The sequence below is a fragment of the Mycobacteriales bacterium genome (assembly GCA_040902655.1).
Lineage (GTDB): Bacteria > Actinomycetota > Actinomycetes > Mycobacteriales > SCTD01 > SCTD01.
Window position 1 is genome coordinate 26,066 of sequence record JBBDWV010000011.1, and the last position, 16,460, is coordinate 42,525.

Genomic DNA, 16,460 nt, shown 5'->3' on the forward strand with positions numbered 1-16,460 from the left:
GCCTCAGACGTCCGGAGGTGCGACCGGGCCGTCGGCTCCCGGGCTGTCGGCGCCCTTCTCGACCGAACCTGCCGCCGCCGTGACGGCGTGGCCGCCGAACTGATTGCGCAGTGCGGCGATCATCTTCATGGCCGGTGAGTCATCCTGTCGTGATCCGAAGCGCGCGTACAGCGCCGCCGTGATGACCGGTAGCGGCACGGCGTGCTCCACCGCCGCCTCCACCGTCCACCGGCCCTCTCCGGAGTCCTGCGCGTAGCCCCGCAGAGCCGACAGGTCGTCGTCCTCGCGCAGTGCATTGACCATCAGGTCGAGCAGCCAGGACCGGATCACCGTCCCCTGCTGCCAACTGGCGACGACCGCCGGCACGTCGGTGATCACGTCGGTGGCCCGCATCAGCTCCCAGCCCTCTGCGTAGGCCTGCATCAGGCCGTACTCGATGCCGTTGTGGACCATCTTGGCGAAGTGGCCGGCACCGACCCTACCGGCGTGCACGAAGCCCGCGTCCCCCGCGGGCTTCAGGACATCGAAGAACGGCTGGACCTTCGCCACGTCGTCGTCCTCGCCGCCGCACATCAGCGCGTAGCCCTCGGTGAGCCCCCACACGCCACCGCTCACGCCGCAGTCGACGAACCCGATGCCCTTCGGCGCGAGATCGGCAGCGTGCCGCTGATCGTCGGTGTAGCGCGAGTTCCCGCCGTCGACGATCACGTCGCCGGGCTCCAGCAAGCGTTCCAGCGCCTCGATCGTGTCATGCGTGGGCGCGCCGGCCGGGACCATCGCCCACACCACCCGCGGCGGCTCGAGCCGGGCAACCAGGGCCTCCAGGCTGTCCACCGTGCGCCCGCTGTCCGGGGACCGGTCGTAGCCCACGACCTGATGTCCGCCGCGGCGCAGCCGCTCGGCCATGTTGCCGCCCATCTTGCCCAGTCCGATCAGGCCCAGCGTTGCCATGGCTCTCCTTGACGTCGACGTGCTGTCGTCCCCGGCCGCTGGCCCTACCCGCGTCTCAGCCCGACAGGCGCACCGGCATCAGCAGGTAGCGGTACTCCGCCGGGGTGCCGGACGTGGCGTCGGCCTCGCGCTTGCCGGTGAGCACCGCCGGGCGGGTCGGGCCGGTGAAGGACAGCGTCGTGGTGTCGCTGTCCACTGCACCGAGCCCGTCCAGCAGGTACTGAGGATTGAAGGCGATCGAGAAGGGCTCGCCGTCAGGGGTGCCCGCTCCGGTGCTCTCCCAGGAGCACTCGAGCTGCTCGGAGGCCTGCGCATCGTCGGCGCCACCGGCCTCGAGCACGACACCGTCGGCCGAGAAGCCCAACCGCACCGGGGCGTTCCGGGCGGCGACCAGGGCGACGCGCTTGACGGCCTCGGCGAACGGCGCCGTCGCCACCTCGGCCACCGCGGTGCTCTCGCTCGGCAACAGCGAACGGTACTTGGGGAACTCTCCCTCCAGCAGCCGTGACGTCGTACGGCGCCCCGCTCCCTCGAAGCCGATCATCCCCTCGGCGCCGGACCCTCCCGAGGGGGAGAGTGCGAGGGTGACCTCAGGCCCGGCGGTGAGGGCGCGCGCCGTCTCCGACAGCGTGCGCGCCGGCACCAGCGCGGTGCGTGAGACGTCGGTGTCCACCGGCCGCCAGGGCAGCGTCCGGACGGCCAGCCGGTACCGGTCGGTGGCCGCCAGGGTCAGCGTGTCCTGCTCGATCTCGAAGCGCACCCCGGTCAGGACCGGAAGCGTGTCGTCCCGCCCAGCGGCCAGCGCGACCTGCGCCACTGCCGCCGCGAAGACGTCCGAGCCAAGCGTGCCCGCAGTCCCGGGCATCGCCGGCAACGTCGGGTAGTCCTCGACGGGCAGGGTCGGCAGAGTGAACCGGGCGGGCCCGCAGGTCAGCACCACCCGGCTGCCCTGGACCTCGAGGTCCACCGGCTGCGCGGGCAGCGAACGGACGATGTCGGCCAACAGCCGCCCCGGCACCAGCACCCGACCGGGCTCGTCCGCGGAGGCCTCCAGCCGCACCCGGGAGCTGACCTCGTAGTCGAAGCCCGAGATCTCCAGGGCGCCGTCAGGGCCCGCGGTGACCTCGAGCAGCAGGCCGAGCAGGACCTGCATCGGCGGCCGGGCCGGCAGTGAGCGGGCGGTCCAGACCACCGCGTCGGCGAGAGCATCACGCTCAACTCTCAGCTCCATGTGCGTATGGCCTTCCTGTGCGGGGTCGGTGCGGGAGGAGCCTGCCAGACGTCGGTCCTCCACAGCAGCGCGCGTCCCGAGAACCAGGAGGGAGGTTCGGAGAGGGAGGGACACGTCGTGGTGGCAGGAGCCGACGACCCTGTGGACAAAGCGGGTTCCCGCAGGTCAGCGGGTGTCACCGAGTGTGGGCCGTCTGTGGACCGGCCCCCCAGGTGGCGGTGGACGGCCGTGGACGGTCGAGCAGGGGTGCAGCGTCCTCCACGGTACGAAGGGCAGTTGTCCCCAGTTGTCCACAATGTTGTCCCCATGCTGTGCAGGGAGCCGGCGGCCTCCCGCCGGCCACGGAGCCAGGCGCCGGTCATGGCTGGCGCGACCGGGTCTTGATCCGGTTCGTCAGCTCGGCGACCTGGTTGTAGGTCGCACGGCGCTCCGGCATCTGCGCACGAATCTTGCGGTCGGCGTGAATCACCGTGGTGTGGTCCCGGCCGCCGAACATCTGCCCGATCTTGGGCAGTGAGAGATCAGTCAACTCCCGGCAGAGGTACATCGCGATCTGCCGAGCCGTCACCAGCACGCGGGAGCGGGAGGAGCCGCACAGGTCCTCCATCGTCAGCCCGAAGTACTCGGCCGTCGCGGCCATGATCGTAGCGCCGGTGATCTCGGGCCCGCCGTCGGCCGGGATGAGGTCCTTGAGCACCACCTCGGCCAGGGACAGGTCGACGGTCTGCCGGTTCAGCGAGGCGAACGCGGTGACGCGGATCAACGCTCCTTCGAGCTCGCGGATGTTGCGGGAGATCTTCGAGGCGATGAACTCCAGCACGTCCGGCGGTGCGGCCAGCCGGTCCTGGGCAGCCTTCTTGCGCAGGATCGCGATGCGCGTCTCGAGATCGGGCGGCTGGATGTCGGTGATCAGCCCCCACTCGAACCGGGTGCGCAGCCGGTCCTCCAGCGTCGACAGCTGCTTGGGCGGTCGGTCGGAGCTGATGACGATCTGCTTGTTGGCGTTGTGGAGGGTGTTGAAGGTGTGGAAGAACTCCTCCTGCGTCCCCTCCTTGTGCTCCAGGAACTGGATGTCGTCGACCAGCAGGATGTCCACGTCCCGGTAACGCCGGCGGAACGTCTCGGCCCGGCTGTCGCGGATCGAGTTGATGAAGTCGTTGGTGAACTCTTCCGAGCTCACGTAGCGCACCCGCGCACCGGCGAACAGGTGTTGGGCGTAGTGGCCGATCGCGTGCAGCAGGTGCGTCTTGCCGAGCCCGCTCTCGCCGTAGACGAACAGCGGGTTGTAGGCCTTGGCCGGCGCCTCGGCCACCGCGACGGCCGCAGCGTGCGCGAAGCGGTTGGAGGCGCCGATGACGAAGGTGTCGAACGCGTACTTCGGGTTCAGCCGGGCCGGCTCGGGCGGTCGCCCCACGTCGGCCCCGGGCAGCCGGCCAGGAAACGGCCGTACATTGTCCCGAGCCTGCGGAACCTCGCCGTGGCGCTCGGTACCGTAGGCGGTGTCGTACGGCGCATCCTGTGCGGTGTACGGCGGCTGGTCACGTGGGTCGGCAGGGAACGGCCGGGGGTCCTCGTGGGCTCTGTCGTACGGAACCGGGGCGACGCTGCCGTCCACCGGCGGCCGCTCCGGCACGGGCGCCACGGCGGGTGGCGGCTGCACGGTCACCGCGACCCGGATGTCGCGGCCGTAGGCCGCGGACAGCGCCTGCGCGATGAGTGGCCGCAGCCGGGTGTCCAGCACGTCCTTGGCGAACTCGTTGGGGGCCGCCAGCAAGGCGGTGTCCTCGACCAGGCCGAGTGGGCGGGTGAGCCCGAGCCAGGCGCGGTGCTGTGGCGACAGGGCACCGTCGGCCAGGATCGCGATCGCTCGGGTCCAGATCGCCTCGAGCTCGACCGGCGCAGCAGTCTTCTCAGGCGGGTCGGTGGGTGTCATTCCCAGGGGGGCGCCGGGTTCGGGGTCGGTCACGCAGTTCCCTCGGCTCGGAGCGGTCCGGCCGGCCGGGTGGGCGGTCGGGGCGGTGCTCCTCGCGGGGCCCGCCAAGGTCGACCCTGCCCTTCGGTGCCCGCGCTGTCCACAGCACTGTCCACAACCTGTGGAGGCGCCGTGGGGACGACCGAACACACGACGCCCGGGGGACCGTCTGCGCAGACCCCCCTCGCCCGCAGGACCGTGACGCCGGCCGCTGCGACCACGGGGGCCGGGCAGCCGGTTCGAGGAGGACCGGCGCGGGGACGCTAACAGCAGCACGCACCGGCTGCAAGACACATCACGGAACTCCTACGCAGCCCCACGGCGTGTCCCCGCTGGCTTGTTTGACCCTTCCGCGGGGTGTCCGTACCTTGGAGGCCGTCTGTGCCCGCGCCAGGACCGTTCTTCGCACCGGTCCCGCTCCCGCGTGCATCCCCGCGGACCCCCGTCCTCCCCGAGAGCGAGCCCCGTCGTGAGCAAGCGCACCTTCCAGCCGAACAACCGCCGTCGTGCGAAGACCCACGGCTTCCGGCTGCGCATGCGGACCCGCGCCGGCCGCGCCATCCTCGCCGGCCGTCGGCGCAAGGGCCGCAACGAGCTGTCTGCCTGAGCCGGTCCACCGGCCCGGCCGGGAGGCGCGTCGTGCTGTCGAAGCCGCATCGGCTGCGCTTCTCCACCGACTTCCGCGAGGTCGTGCGTCGGGGCCGGCGGGCATCCCGGCCGCTGCTGACCGTGCATGTACTCAGGGGAGACGCCGTGCGCCCGGGGCCAGCACCAGCCGGCTCCGGGGAGGCGCCGACGCGCGCCGGGCTGGTCGTCGGCAAGGCGGTCGGCGGGTCGGTCGTCCGCTCCCGCACCGCCCGCCGGCTACGCCACCTGCTGCGCGACCGGGTCGTGACGCTGCCCGCCGGCTCACGGGTGGTCGTCCGCGCGGCTCCGGCGGCGGGCGCGGCGCCGAGCCGGGCGCTGGCGGCCGACCTCGATGCCGCCCTCGCCTCGGCCTCCCGGCCGCGGAGCCGGCGGTGAGTCCGCCGGCTGTCAGCCCCGCGGCGAGCCCCGGTCGGCGACACGCCGTCAGTCCGCCGGCCCGGCTGCTGCTGGTCCTGCTGCAGTTCTACCGCCGCGCGATCAGCCCGCTGATCGGCCCCCGGTGCCGCTTCGCCCCCAGTTGCAGCGCCTACGGTGTGCAGGCCGTCCTCGGCCACGGGGCGCTGCGCGGGAGCTGGCTGACGTTGCGCCGGCTGGCCCGCTGCCAGCCGTTCCATCCCGGCGGGCACGATCCCGTACCGCCGGCTCGTCCCACATGCGCGACCATGGACTCTGCCGCTGTCCCTCACCGCGCGACCGATGCCCCGGAGCAGACCTGTGCTTGACGCCCTCGCCAGTCCCGTCGGCCAGCTGCTGGCGCTCATCCACTCCGGGCTGGTGGCGCTCGGCCTGGACTCCGCCAGCGGCTGGGCCTGGGGCCTGGCGATCGTGCTGCTCACGGTGACGGTGCGCCTCGCGCTGTTCCCACTGTTCGTCAAGCAGATCAAGAGCCAGCGCCGCATGCAGGAGCTCGCGCCGAAGGTCAAGGAGCTGCAGAAGCTCCACAAGGGCGACCGCGAGACGCTCAACGTAGAGATGATGAAGCTCTACAAGGAGAACAACGCCAACCCGATCTCGGGCTGCCTGCCGCTGCTGTTGCAGCTGCCGGTGTTCTTCGCCCTGTTCACTGTCATCCGCAACTTCAAGACCGATGCCAACGCGATGTACGGCTTGACCTCCCAGCAGCTGCGGGAGGGTGCGGCGGCCCAGGTGCTCGGCGCACCGATCAGTGCCGCCTTCAACAGCCCGGCGTCGTTGATCTCCGAGCTGGGGGCCAACCACACCACGGTCCGCATCGTGGCGTTCCTCATGGTCATCGGGATGGGTGCGTCCACCTTCTGGACGCAGCGACAGCTGATGGCCCGCGCCGGTACGACCGACCCGCAGCAGGTCATGGTCCAGAAGCTGCTGCTGTACGTCCTGCCGCTGTCCTTCGCCGTCTCCGGCGTCTTCTTCCCTATCGGCGTCCTGCTCTACTGGCTGACCACCAACGTCTGGTCGATGGGCCAGCAGGCGTGGGTCATCAAGCGGATGCCGCCGGTCAATCTCAATCCGGGCAAGCCCGGCCTCGTGGAGGCGACCACCCCCCCGAAGGGCAAGATCGACGGGAAGCGGACCGGCAAGGCCGCGGACCGGAACGCTCAGGACGACGCCGGAAAGAACAACGACAAGGACGTTGCGCAGGCGAACGGCAGCGCGGCGGCCGACGTGCCCGGGCCAGGCACGGTGCCCGCAGCCGTCGGCGGTCGGGCCACCACTGCATCCCGCAAGACCGCCGTGGCGCCGACCGGCCGTCGTCCGGCCGGCAGCCGCAAGAACAAGAGCCGGCGCGGCGGCCGGCGCTAGCCTGCCTCCCGCGCTCCCGCCCCCTGCAGAAGGACACCCGTGACCGACCCCGACACCGCCGAGAACCCCACCGGCCAGGACCTGCTCGTCCGCGAGGGCGACATCGCCGGCGACTACCTCGAGCGCCTGCTGGACATCGCCGATGTCGACGGTGACATCGACATGGACGTCGAGGGTGAGCGTGCCGTCGTCGCGATCGTCGGCGACGGTCTGGACGCCCTGGTGGGCCAGAACGGCGTCGTGCTCGAGGCCGTGCAGGAACTCACCCGCCTCGCCGTCGTGCGCGAGACCGGTGTCCGCAGTCGGCTCATGCTCGACATCGGCGGCTGGCGCGCCGCCCGCAAGGACGAGCTGACCACCGTCGGCACGCGGGCTGCCCAGCGCTGCCTGGAGTCCGGCGAGCGGGTGCGGCTCGCCCCCATGACCCCGTTCGAGCGCAAGGTGGTGCACGACGCCGTGGCCGCGGTCGACGGTGTCGTCAGCGAGTCGGAGGGCGTGGAACCCGAGCGCCGCGTGGTGGTCCTGCCCGCCGGCAGCTGATGAGCACGCCCGCCTCCAGCCTCGCCCCCGAACTCGCGCCGCCCGCTCCGGCGCCGCCCGCTCCGGCGTCGGCCGTCGGCGTCTTCGGCGACGCCCTGCCGGTCCTGCAGGCGTACGCCGCGCTGCTCGCGGGGCCGGGTGTCCAGCGGGGCCTACTCGGTCCGCGGGAGGCCCCGCGGCTGTGGGAGCGGCACCTGCTCAACTGCGCCGGCCTGGCCGAACTGCTCGAGCCGGGCACGGTCGTGGCCGACGTCGGCTCCGGCGCGGGGCTGCCCGGGATCGTGCTCGCGGCGTTGCGGCCGGACGTCACGGTCCTGCTCGTGGAGCCGCTGCTACGTCGCGCCACGTTCCTCGAACAGGTCGTCGCCGAGCTGGCCCTGCGCACGGCTGTGGTACGGCGGGCACGCGCGGAGGAGCTGGCCGGCACGCTGCTCGTCGACGCCGTCGTGGCCCGGGCGGTCGCCCCGCTCGACCGGCTCGCGGGCTGGTCCCTGCCGCTGCTGCACCCCGGTGGCCGGCTGCTCGCACTCAAGGGCGAGCGGGCCGACAGCGAGCTGGCCTCCTCCGGCGCTGCTCTGCAGAAGGCCGGCGCCGTCTCCGCCCAGGTGGTGGTCGTCGGCGACCCGGAGCAGCAGACTGCTGCCCGGGTCGTCGTGGTCACCCGCGGCAGGACGGCAGCCGTCCCGGCGACGAAGCGGGCGCGCCGGTGAGCGGGCTGGGCTGGCCGGGTCGCGGTCGGCGCGGCGCGCACGGTGGAGGTGCCGCGTCCTCGGCCGGGCTGGGCTGGCCCGGCCGCCGCAGCGGAGAGCCGGAAGGTGGGCAGCCCACGTCCACGGTGCCGGTCGAGCAGGTGCTCCCCGCTCCAGCGCGTGAGGACGAGCCGGTCGTGCCGGCTCCGCCCCGCGAAGACGAGCCGGTCGTGCCGGCCCCGTCCACTGTCGAGCCCAGCACTGCGGCACCCGCGTTGAGCACCGACACGGCCGACGCCCCCACTGCGCCGAGCCAGCGCACCGTGGCCGCCCCCGCTGCGCCGGCCCCCGCTGCACCGGCCCCCGCTGCGCCGGCCCCCGCTGCAGCCCCGGAACTCGCGCCGGCCGAGCGGGTACGGGCCTCCCTGCGCGAGGACGCCGCCGGCGATGACCTGCCGATCGGCGCGCAGGCCGCTGCCGCTGTGCGCGCCCTGAACCCCAGCGGCCGGCACAACTTCCCCAAGCCGGCCCAGCGACGTGTTCTCACGATCGCCAACCAGAAGGGCGGCGTCGGGAAGACCACCACGACCGTCAACCTCGCCGCGGCGCTCGCCCTGCACGGCGCGAAGGTCCTCGTCATCGACCTGGACCCGCAGGGCAACTGCTCGACCGGGCTCGGGGTCGAGCACCGGTCGGGGACGCCGAACGTCTACGACGTCCTGATCGACGGCGCACCGATCGCCGAGATCCTGCAGCCGGCCGAGGGCGTGCCCAACCTGCTCGTCGTGCCCGCGACCATCGATCTGGCCGGCGCGGAGATCGAGCTGGTCAGCGTCGTCGCGCGGGAGTCGCGGCTCAAGGGTGCGATCGAGCAGTACTGCGAGGGGCCGGGAGGCGAGGACCTGGACTACGTACTGGTCGACTGTCCGCCTTCGCTGGGGCTGCTGACCGTCAATGCGCTGGTCGCGACGTCGGAGGTGCTGATCCCGATCCAGTGTGAGTACTACGCGCTCGAGGGGCTGGGGCAGCTGCTCAAGAACGTCGAGCTCGTCCGTGCGCACCTCAACCGGAGTCTGCACGTGTCGACCATCCTGTTGACGATGTACGACGCCCGCACCCGGCTGGCCGACCAGGTCGCCCAGGAGGTCCGCAACCACTTCGGTGCGACCGTGCTGTCCGCCACCATCCCGCGCAGCGTGCGGGTGTCGGAGGCGCCCGGCTACGGCCAGTCCGTCGTCACCTACGACCCCGGCTCGCGCGGGTCGCTGGCCTATCTCGAAGCGGCCCGCGAGATCGCCGAGCGCGGTTCGGCCGCGAAGGAGAGCACGCCGTGACCACGCCACCGCTGCGCCGGACCGGTGGGCTCGGTCGTGGCCTCGGAGCCCTCATCCCGACGGGCCCGACCCACGAGCAGCCCGGCGAGGCCCCGGAGGAGGTCTCCGGCGCGCGTTTCGCCGAGCTGCCACTGGACCGCATCACGCCGAACCCGCTGCAGCCGCGCTCCCACTTCGATCCGGAGGCGCTGGCCGAACTGGTGACCTCGATCCGCGAGGTCGGGCTGTTGCAGCCCGTCGTTGTCCGCGAGGTCGATGCCGACGAGAGCGGCCCGCGCTACGAGCTCGTCATGGGCGAGCGGCGGTGGCGCGCGTCGCAGGAGGCGGGCACCGGCACCATCCCGGCGATCGTGAGGGACACCTCCGACGACGACATGCTGCGCGACGCGCTGCTGGAGAACCTGCACCGCCAGCAGCTCAACCCCCTCGAGGAGGCGGCGGCCTACCAGCAGCTGCTGCACGAGTTCGGGGCGACGCACGAGGAGTTGGCGCTGCGGATCGGCCGCTCACGCCCGCAGATTTCCAACACGATCCGGCTGCTGCAGCTGCCGGCGCCGGTGCAGCGCCGGGTGGCCGCCGGCGTCCTCTCGGCCGGGCACGCCCGGGCGATCCTCGGCCTGCCGACGGCGGAGGCGCAGGAGGAGATGGCGACCCGCGCCGTCGCCGAAGGCATGAGCGTGCGGGGCGTGGAGGAGGCGGTGCAGCTCGCGCAGCCGACCGCCGACCCGGCTGCGCCACGGCCGAAGCGGCGGCGACCGGTGCCGCAGGGGTTGGTCGAGCTGGCCGACCGGCTGTCGGACCGCTTCGAGACGCGGGTCAAGGTCGACATGGGCCGGGCCAAGGGCAAGGTCACCATCGAGTTCGCCACCCTGGACGACCTGCACCGGATCGTCGCGATGATCGACACCGAGCCGGGTGCTGACCAGCCGGGTGCCGACCAGCCGGGTGCCGCCGAGCCGCCCCCGGCCAGCAGCTGATCAACGCCGTGGTTCCGCACTTTTCCGGGCGGCAAAATGTGCGTAAGTGCCGCGTTGATCAAGCCGCGAGCCGCTCCGATCCCACCGTTGTGCTCGGCGGATCGACCCGCAGACACGTATGCACCTCTGGACGTCCGCCATCGAGTACACCCTGCGATGCAGGGTCAGTACAGGAGGGGTCCGCGCGGGCTGACGGTGAGCCCGGGTAGCTCGGGCTGAGCGAGCCGGGTGCGCGGGCGGGCATACGACAGCAGGTGCCCGGCGGCCTCGGCGATGTCCGCACGGATCCGTCGCACGCTCAGGTGGACCAGCTCCACCCCCGTGGCGCCCGTCATCCGCTCGTGCCTGTCGTACGTCGACTCGGTGTCGTCCTCGGTGCCGTGCCGCTCCTGGCTCTCCACCTCTCCCCCCACGCCGAGGCCGAGGAACCAGATGTCCGGCGAGCCGAGGAACCGGCCGTCGAGCAGCACGTCCGGATTGACGTAGAAGGGCACGCCGCAGCCGATGAGCTCGTCGACCAGCTCCGCCTCCGGGGGACTGGCCGCCCCACGGCGGGCGTCCTGGAGGGCGCGGCGGGTCGACCCGGAGCCGTTGCGCTGGGTCGTCGCGAGCACCTGCTCCAGATCCTCGACCGAGGCCCAGTTGTCTGCGACCGCCCCGAGGAGCACGCCCCGGACGTCACGCAAGTGCTCCGTCTCCCGGCAGGCGTCGATGACCGCGCGCTCCACCGGAGCCAGCGCCAGGCCCGCCCGGCACCAGGTCTCCAGCGACTCCAGCTCCTGCGTCCGGCGCAGGACGAGGCGCCCACTGCTACGGGTCCGCAGGTCGGGAGGAACGAGCGCCAGGACCCGCGACGAGTTCGGCAGCCAACGCAGGCCGAGCTCCGACAGGACCGCGAGGCCGGACAGCACCATGCGTCCGTGCACGAGGCGGTGGGCGGCGTGGCCGAGATCCAGGTAGGTGAGCGGCCGAGGATGGGTGACGTAGACGCCGCGGACCGGCCGCTGCCAGTGCCCCGCGCGGACCTGACGCTCCGCCACTCGCGGATCACGACCGGCGATCAGCAACTCGGCAGTCGTGATGATCCCGCGCATCGCACGGGCACGGTCCCCGATGGCGTCGATCTCGCGGCTGCCCACGGGGGCAGTGCAGCGGTCGTCGGGCGCCCGCGGAAGGCACCGCCAGGAGTCTGTGGATCGATCTTCGGAGGCGGCGGATCTCGTGGGTGGTTGTGGACGAGCGGCTGAGGGTGGTGGGTGCCCGACCCCCCGGGATGCTCGTCGTCGTGACCCCGCGCGTGATCAACGCCGTACTTGCACAGCTCTCGGGTGGGCAAAACATGCGGGAGTACGGCGTTGATCAAGGAGTGGGGGCGACGGGTCCACCGAGAACTCAGCGGCGGGCGACAAGGCCGCCGGGAAACTCCACCGGGAGCTCAGCGGCGGACGGCGGCCTGCTCGAGCAGCGACGCCAGAACCGATCCCAACGACAGGCCGGCCGCCTCCACCGCCATCGGCAGCAGCGAGGTCTCGGTCATGCCGGGGGCGGTGTTCACCTCGAGCAGCTGGACGGTTCCGTCGTCGTCCACGATCAGGTCGGCCCGCGACAGGTCGCGCAGCCCGAGCGCGGCGTGTGCCGCGATCGCCGCCTGCGCGACCACCGCGGCCAGCGGCGGCGCGAGCCGGGCCGGCACGAAGAACTCCGTCTGTCCGGCGGTGTAGCGCGCGGTGTAGTCGTAGACGCCGGACAGTGGGACGATCTCCACGGCCGGCAGCGCGCGCGGCCCGTCACCGGTGTCGATCACCGTCACCGCCACCTCGGTCCCGCTCACGAAGCGCTCGACCAGCGCCGCCTCGCCGTAGGAGAAGCAGGACACCATCGCCGCGGGCAGCTCGTCAGGCTTGTCGACGCGGGTGCAGCCGAGCGCGGAACCCCCGCGGGCCGGCTTGACCATCAGCGGCAGGCCGAGGTGGCCGACCAGCCGGTCCAGCACCGCGCCGGCCCCGAGCTCACGGAACGCCGCGTGCGGCAGCACCACCGAGGCCGGGGTGTCCAACCCTGCACGCAACGCGAGCGCCTTGGCCGTCGGCTTGTCCCAGGCCATCCGACAGGCTCCGGGCGAGGAGCCGACGTAGGGCACCCCGGCGACGTCGAGCACCTCGCGCAGCGCGCCGTCCTCGCCCGCGCCGCCGTGCAGCGCGACGAGCACCGCGGAGTACGGGCGGTCAGCAGCTGCGGCCTCGGCGAGCACCGTCAACAGCGAGGCGTCGGCGTCGCGCAGGTCGGCCTCGACGCCGACGTGGCGCAGCGCGTCGAGCACCCGCCGACCCGACCTCAGGGACACGTCACGCTCGTGCGAGAGCCCGCCGGCCAGGACGAGACAGCGCGCCGTCATGCCCGCTCCCCGCCGCATCCGGTACGCGGTGCGCGGCCGGCCGCGGTGCTCATGCCATGTCCGGTGACGGCGACTCGGTCTGTGGGCGTGAGCTCTTGCTGATCCCGGTGGAGCCGAAGGTGGCGCGCAGCTCGACCTCCTCCTCGAGAACGGTGCCGAGCCGGCGCACCCCTTCGCGGATCCGGTCGGGAGTCGGATAGCAGTAGGACAGGCGCAGGTTCTGCCGGCCGGTGCCGTCGGCGAAGAACGCGGTGCCGGGGACGAACGCGACCCGCGCCGTGATCGCGCGGGGCAGCAGCACCTTCGCGTCGAGCTCGCCCGGCAAGGTCACCCAGACGTAGAACCCGCCGGTGGGGTGGGTCCACGTCGTGCCGGCGGGCATCTGCTGCGTCAGTGCGTCGAGCATCGCGTCGCGCCGCTCGCGGTACATCGAGCGGAAGGCGCCGACCTGCCCCTGCCAGTCCTGGGTGGCGAGGTAGTCCGCGACGACGTGCTGGTTGAACGTCGGCGGGCAGAGCACCGCGGCCTCGGCGGCCAGCACCAGCTTCTCGCGCACGGCGTGCGGCGCGAGCACCCAGCCGACACGGAGGCCGGGCGCGAAGGTCTTGGAGAACGAGCCGAGGTACAGCACGTCGTCCTCGCCGCCGCGGGCGCGGATCGCCCGGGTGGGCGGCGCATCGAAGCCGAGCAGGCCGTACGGATTGTCCTCGAGCACGAGAAGCCCGGCGGAAGAGCAGATCTCCAGCACCTCGTCGCGACGCTCCTCGCCCAGCGAGACGCCCGCTGGGTTGTGGAAGTTCGGCACTGTGTAGAGGAACTTCGCCCGGCGGCCGGAGGCCTGCACGGCGGCCACTGCCTCCCGGAGGGCCTGCGGCACCAGACCGTGGGAGTCCATGGCGACGTGCACCACGTCGGCCTGGTAGGCCGAGAACGTCCCGAGCGCACCGACGTACGACGGCGCCTCGGCGAGCACGACGTCACCGGGATCGCAGAACACGCGGGTCACCAGGTCGAGCGCCTGCTGACTGCCCACCGTGACGACGACGTCCTCCGGTGAGGCCTCGACCCCCTCGAGGGCCATCACCGTGCAGATGAGCTCGCGCAGCACGGGATCGCCTTGGCCGGAGCCGTACTGCAGTGCCTGCGCACCCCGCGACTGCACCAGCTCGCCGATGAGCTTGCCGACGACATCGAGCGGGAGCGCGGACAGGTTGGGCATCCCGCCGGCCAGGCTCACGACCTCGGGCCGGGAGGCGACGGCGAAAAGGGCCCGGATCTCCGAGGCGGTCATGCCGTGTGTGCGCTGGGCGTAGCGGTCGGTGAAGGCGTCGAGGGTGACACTCGGACCGGTCCGCGGTCCCTTGCCCGATGACATGGCGTGAGGCTACCCGCGGCGGCGGCAACCGTCGTCGGGATAAAGCTGTTGCTGTCCCTTCCGCGAGCAGCGGCCTACCCTGGTGGCGGTCCCAGCCAGCAACTCAGGAGTTCCGCGTGTCCGAACGCCCGTCCGGCCGGATCGTGGGTTCGCTGCTTCTCGGTCTGCTGCTGGGCATGGTCGGCGGCTGGCTCGCGGGGCTGCTCCGCGCGCCCCGTCCGGAGCACCGACCGTGACCAGACGCGCCGTCAACATCACCCTGGACAACCTCGACGACCTGCCGGGGCGCTGCCGGCAGTGTGTCTTCTGGGAGCTGGACCCGGTCGCGCTCGATCGCGCGAAAGAGGCCGGGGACACGGCGTTCGAGAAGGAGTCGTGGGTCTCCGCGACACTGCTGGACTGGGGCAGCTGCGGCAAGGTGGTCTACGTCGACAACGTCCCGGCCGGCTTCGTGATGTACGCGCCGCCCAGTTACGTGCCGCGCTCGATCGCCTTCCCGACCAGCCCGGTGAGTGCGGATGCGGTGCTGCTGATGACCGGGCACGTGCACCCGGACTTCGCCGGCGGCGGCCTCGGCCGGCTGCTGCTGCAGAGTGCGGCCAAGGACCTCTCCCGCCGCGGTGTCCGGGCTCTCGAGGCGTTCGGCGACGAGAAGTGGGAGTCGCCGACGTGCGTGCTGCCGGCGGCACATCTGCGGTCGGTGGGCTTCAAGACCGTGCGCCCGCACCACCGCTACCCGCGGTTGCGCCTCGAACTCAAGTCGGCGGTGTCCTGGCGCGAGGACGTCGAGGTCGCGCTCGAGCGACTGCTCGGTTCGATGAGCCCCGACCCGCTGCTGCGTCCGGTCTGAGCCGCGCCCGCCAGGCGCCCGTCAGCTGAAGGCGGGCAGCCGCATGACCCCGGTGGGCGGGTCCAGGTCGGCCGGCAGGTAGAGCCGCTGGATCGCCACCAACACCGCCTCGGCAACGGTGTCGCGGAACGCGGGGTCGGCCAGCCGGGCCGCGTCTCCGGGGTGCGTCACGTGCCCGAGCTCGAGCCGCACCGCCGGCATCCGGGTCAGCCGCAGGATCTCCCACGTCTTCTCGTGCACTCGGCAGTCGAGCAGGTCGGTACGTGCCACGACCTCCCGCTGGACCAGCGAGGCAAGCTCCTCACCCACGGTCGAGGTGGTGCCACGGCCGGCGCCGAAGTGGTAGCTCGCCACGCCGTGGCAGTGCAGCGACGGAGCCCGGTCGACGTGCAGGGACAGCACCAGGTCGGCGCCCGCGTCGTTGGCGAATTGCGCCCGCGCGGCGTCGCTCGGGCAGGTGTCCGGGCCGCGGGTCAGCAGCGCCCGGACCCCCACGGCGGCCAGCCGCCCCTCGAGCCGTGCGGCCAGGTCCTCGACAACCGCCGCCTCCTCGAGTCCGTGACCGGCCGCGCCACGGTCCCGGCCGCCATGCCCCGGATCCAGGATGACCACCTTGCCGGGCAGCGCCGCACCGGCGCGATGCAGCGCCTCGGCCTCCCGCAGCACCTGAGGGCGTCCGCCGGTGACGTGCCGGCCGAGCTGGCGCAGCGCGCGCAGGGTGGCCGGCCCGCAGGTGCCGTCCGGGACCAGTCCGTACTCCCGCTGCAGCCCCCGCAGCGCCTTTTCCGTACGCGCCCCGAAGACGCCGTCGGCGCGGCCGGCGTCGAAGCCCAGCTCGAGCAGTCGCTCCTGCAGCGCGGCCACGTCGTCCCCGACGAACGGCCGGGTGGCCAGTGACAGCAGGCGGTCGCCGAGCTTCCAGCGGGCGGCAGCCAGCGCGCGGTAGGCCTCCGCGCCGACGATGCCGTCGACCGACAGGCCGCGCCGCTGCTGGAACTCGCGCAGCGCGCGGTCGGTCCGCTCGTCGAAGAGTGGTTCGTCGGGCACCTCGGGCAGCAGCCCGAGACCGTGCAGCAGCGTCTGGACGTCAGCGACGGCGGGACCGCGGTCACCGAGGCGGAACAGCTGCACGGGGGACCTCTCGATGCCGGTTCGGACCCTCGGCACACTACTGCGGCGGTGACCCCGTGGCACAGGTCATCCGGCCGTACGCCGCACAGCGAGCCGGCGGCGGGCCCGACCGTCGTCGTGGAGAACGCAGCTACAGAAAGGTCTCCAGGTCCTTCAGGATCGCGGCCTTGGGCTTGGCGCCGACGATCTGCTTGACGATCTTGCCACCGGAGAAGACGGCCATCGTCGGGATGCTCATGATCTGGTAGTCGCGAGCTGCGCCGGGGTTCTCGTCGATGTTGAGCTTCACGACGGTCAGCTTCTCGCTGTTCTCGGCCGCGATCTCCTCCAGCACGGGGGCGACCATCTTGCACGGGCCGCACCACTCCGCCCAGAAGTCGACCAGCACCGGCTTGTCGCTCTGCAGGACGTCGGTGCCGAAGTCGGCGTCGGTGGTGGTCTTGGTGGCCTTGCCCATCGGGTGCTCCTCGTGGTCGGGGATAGGGAGGTGCGGGATCGGGTGCGGCTAGGCGGACGCCGGCGGGCTGCCGTGGCCGCCCTTGACCTGGGGGCGGTCCGGTGGTTCGGCCGGGACGGCGGTGTCGA

General features: G+C 72.4%; 16 protein-coding genes and 1 pseudogene. 9 read left to right on the top strand and 8 right to left on the bottom strand.

Annotation, left to right across the window (positions count from 1 at the left end; translation table 11 throughout):
- Positions 1-3: 3 nt before the first annotated feature.
- The 3 genes and pseudogenes from gnd to dnaA all read right to left on the bottom strand — a co-directional run bounded on the left by gnd (position 4) and on the right by dnaA (position 4,115).
- Positions 4-966: pseudogene (gene gnd, locus WD794_02700) on the bottom strand (decarboxylating 6-phosphogluconate dehydrogenase).
- Positions 967-1,006: 40 nt separating this feature from the next.
- Positions 1,007-2,182 (bottom strand): DNA polymerase III subunit beta, encoded by a 1,176-nt coding sequence (gene dnaN, locus WD794_02705; protein MEX2289220.1) that lies wholly within the window; start codon positions 2,180-2,182, stop codon positions 1,007-1,009.
- Positions 2,183-2,540: 358 nt separating this feature from the next.
- A complete protein-coding gene (gene dnaA / locus WD794_02710; protein MEX2289221.1) occupies positions 2,541-4,115 on the bottom strand; it encodes a chromosomal replication initiator protein DnaA in 1,575 nt (524 codons plus the stop codon).
- Positions 4,116-4,623: 508 nt separating this feature from the next.
- Between dnaA and rpmH the strand changes: the two genes are divergently transcribed.
- The 8 genes from rpmH (at position 4,624) to WD794_02750 (ending at position 10,124) form a co-directional block, all read left to right on the top strand.
- Complete coding sequence (gene rpmH, locus WD794_02715; protein MEX2289222.1) at positions 4,624-4,761, top strand: 50S ribosomal protein L34; 138 nt, start codon at positions 4,624-4,626, stop codon at positions 4,759-4,761.
- Between the two features lie 32 nt (positions 4,762-4,793).
- A complete protein-coding gene (gene rnpA, locus WD794_02720) occupies positions 4,794-5,177 on the top strand; it encodes a ribonuclease P protein component (protein ID MEX2289223.1) in 384 nt (127 codons plus the stop codon).
- On the top strand, positions 5,174-5,524 hold the full coding sequence (yidD, locus tag WD794_02725) for a membrane protein insertion efficiency factor YidD (GenBank protein ID MEX2289224.1): 351 nt from the start codon (positions 5,174-5,176) through the stop codon (positions 5,522-5,524). The genes rnpA and yidD overlap by 4 nt, the downstream gene beginning before the upstream one ends.
- Positions 5,517-6,584: a membrane protein insertase YidC gene (gene yidC / locus WD794_02730; GenBank protein MEX2289225.1), complete on the top strand. Its 1,068-nt coding sequence runs from the start codon at positions 5,517-5,519 to the stop codon at positions 6,582-6,584. Before yidD ends, yidC begins: the two co-directional genes overlap by 8 nt.
- A gap of 39 nt (positions 6,585-6,623) precedes the next feature.
- A complete protein-coding gene (locus tag WD794_02735; protein ID MEX2289226.1) occupies positions 6,624-7,124 on the top strand; it encodes a R3H domain-containing nucleic acid-binding protein in 501 nt (166 codons plus the stop codon).
- Complete coding sequence (gene rsmG / locus WD794_02740) at positions 7,124-7,834, top strand: 16S rRNA (guanine(527)-N(7))-methyltransferase RsmG (GenBank protein ID MEX2289227.1); 711 nt, start codon at positions 7,124-7,126, stop codon at positions 7,832-7,834. The genes WD794_02735 and rsmG overlap by 1 nt, the downstream gene beginning before the upstream one ends.
- 437 nt (positions 7,835-8,271) lie before the next feature.
- Positions 8,272-9,147, top strand: a complete 876-nt coding sequence (locus tag WD794_02745) for a ParA family protein (protein ID MEX2289228.1) — start codon at positions 8,272-8,274, stop codon at positions 9,145-9,147.
- Entirely contained in the window at positions 9,144-10,124 is a 981-nt protein-coding gene (locus tag WD794_02750; GenBank protein ID MEX2289229.1) for a ParB/RepB/Spo0J family partition protein, read from the top strand. Before WD794_02745 ends, WD794_02750 begins: the two co-directional genes overlap by 4 nt.
- 164 nt (positions 10,125-10,288) lie before the next feature.
- On the opposite strand, the gene WD794_02755 is transcribed toward WD794_02750, so the two are convergent.
- From WD794_02755 to WD794_02765, 3 genes are all read right to left on the bottom strand, one after another.
- Positions 10,289-11,263: a hypothetical protein gene (locus tag WD794_02755; GenBank protein MEX2289230.1), complete on the bottom strand. Its 975-nt coding sequence runs from the start codon at positions 11,261-11,263 to the stop codon at positions 10,289-10,291.
- A 296-nt stretch (positions 11,264-11,559) separates the two neighbouring features.
- Complete coding sequence (locus tag WD794_02760) at positions 11,560-12,519, bottom strand: D-alanine--D-alanine ligase (GenBank protein ID MEX2289231.1); 960 nt, start codon at positions 12,517-12,519, stop codon at positions 11,560-11,562.
- A gap of 49 nt (positions 12,520-12,568) precedes the next feature.
- Positions 12,569-13,894: a PLP-dependent aminotransferase family protein gene (locus tag WD794_02765; protein ID MEX2289232.1), complete on the bottom strand. Its 1,326-nt coding sequence runs from the start codon at positions 13,892-13,894 to the stop codon at positions 12,569-12,571.
- A gap of 232 nt (positions 13,895-14,126) precedes the next feature.
- Between WD794_02765 and WD794_02770 the strand changes: the two genes are divergently transcribed.
- Entirely contained in the window at positions 14,127-14,744 is a 618-nt protein-coding gene (locus WD794_02770) for a GNAT family N-acetyltransferase (protein MEX2289233.1), read from the top strand.
- A 21-nt stretch (positions 14,745-14,765) separates the two neighbouring features.
- Here the strand turns inward: WD794_02770 and WD794_02775 are convergent, their stop codons facing one another.
- The gene (locus tag WD794_02775; GenBank protein ID MEX2289234.1) at positions 14,766-15,875 is read right to left on the bottom strand and encodes an N-acetylmuramoyl-L-alanine amidase; all 1,110 of its coding nucleotides are present in this window, start codon (positions 15,873-15,875) and stop codon (positions 14,766-14,768) included.
- A 130-nt stretch (positions 15,876-16,005) separates the two neighbouring features.
- Positions 16,006-16,332: a thioredoxin gene (trxA, locus tag WD794_02780; protein MEX2289235.1), complete on the bottom strand. Its 327-nt coding sequence runs from the start codon at positions 16,330-16,332 to the stop codon at positions 16,006-16,008.
- Positions 16,333-16,460 lie beyond the last annotated feature (128 nt).

What these genes read in the sequence shown, in the direction of transcription:
- WD794_02760 (MEX2289231.1), bottom strand. Translation starts at nt 12,519, where the DNA reads ATGACGGCGCGCTGTCTCGTCCTGGCCGGCGGGCTCTCGCACGAGCGT.
- dnaN (MEX2289220.1), bottom strand. Translation starts at nt 2,182, where the DNA reads ATGGAGCTGAGAGTTGAGCGTGATGCTCTCGCCGACGCGGTGGTCTGG.
- WD794_02765 (MEX2289232.1), bottom strand. Translation starts at nt 13,894, where the DNA reads ATGTCATCGGGCAAGGGACCGCGGACCGGTCCGAGTGTCACCCTCGAC.
- rsmG (MEX2289227.1), top strand. Translation starts at nt 7,124, where the DNA reads ATGAGCACGCCCGCCTCCAGCCTCGCCCCCGAACTCGCGCCGCCCGCT.
- dnaA (MEX2289221.1), bottom strand. Translation starts at nt 4,115, where the DNA reads ATGACACCCACCGACCCGCCTGAGAAGACTGCTGCGCCGGTCGAGCTC.
- trxA (MEX2289235.1), bottom strand. Translation starts at nt 16,332, where the DNA reads ATGGGCAAGGCCACCAAGACCACCACCGACGCCGACTTCGGCACCGAC.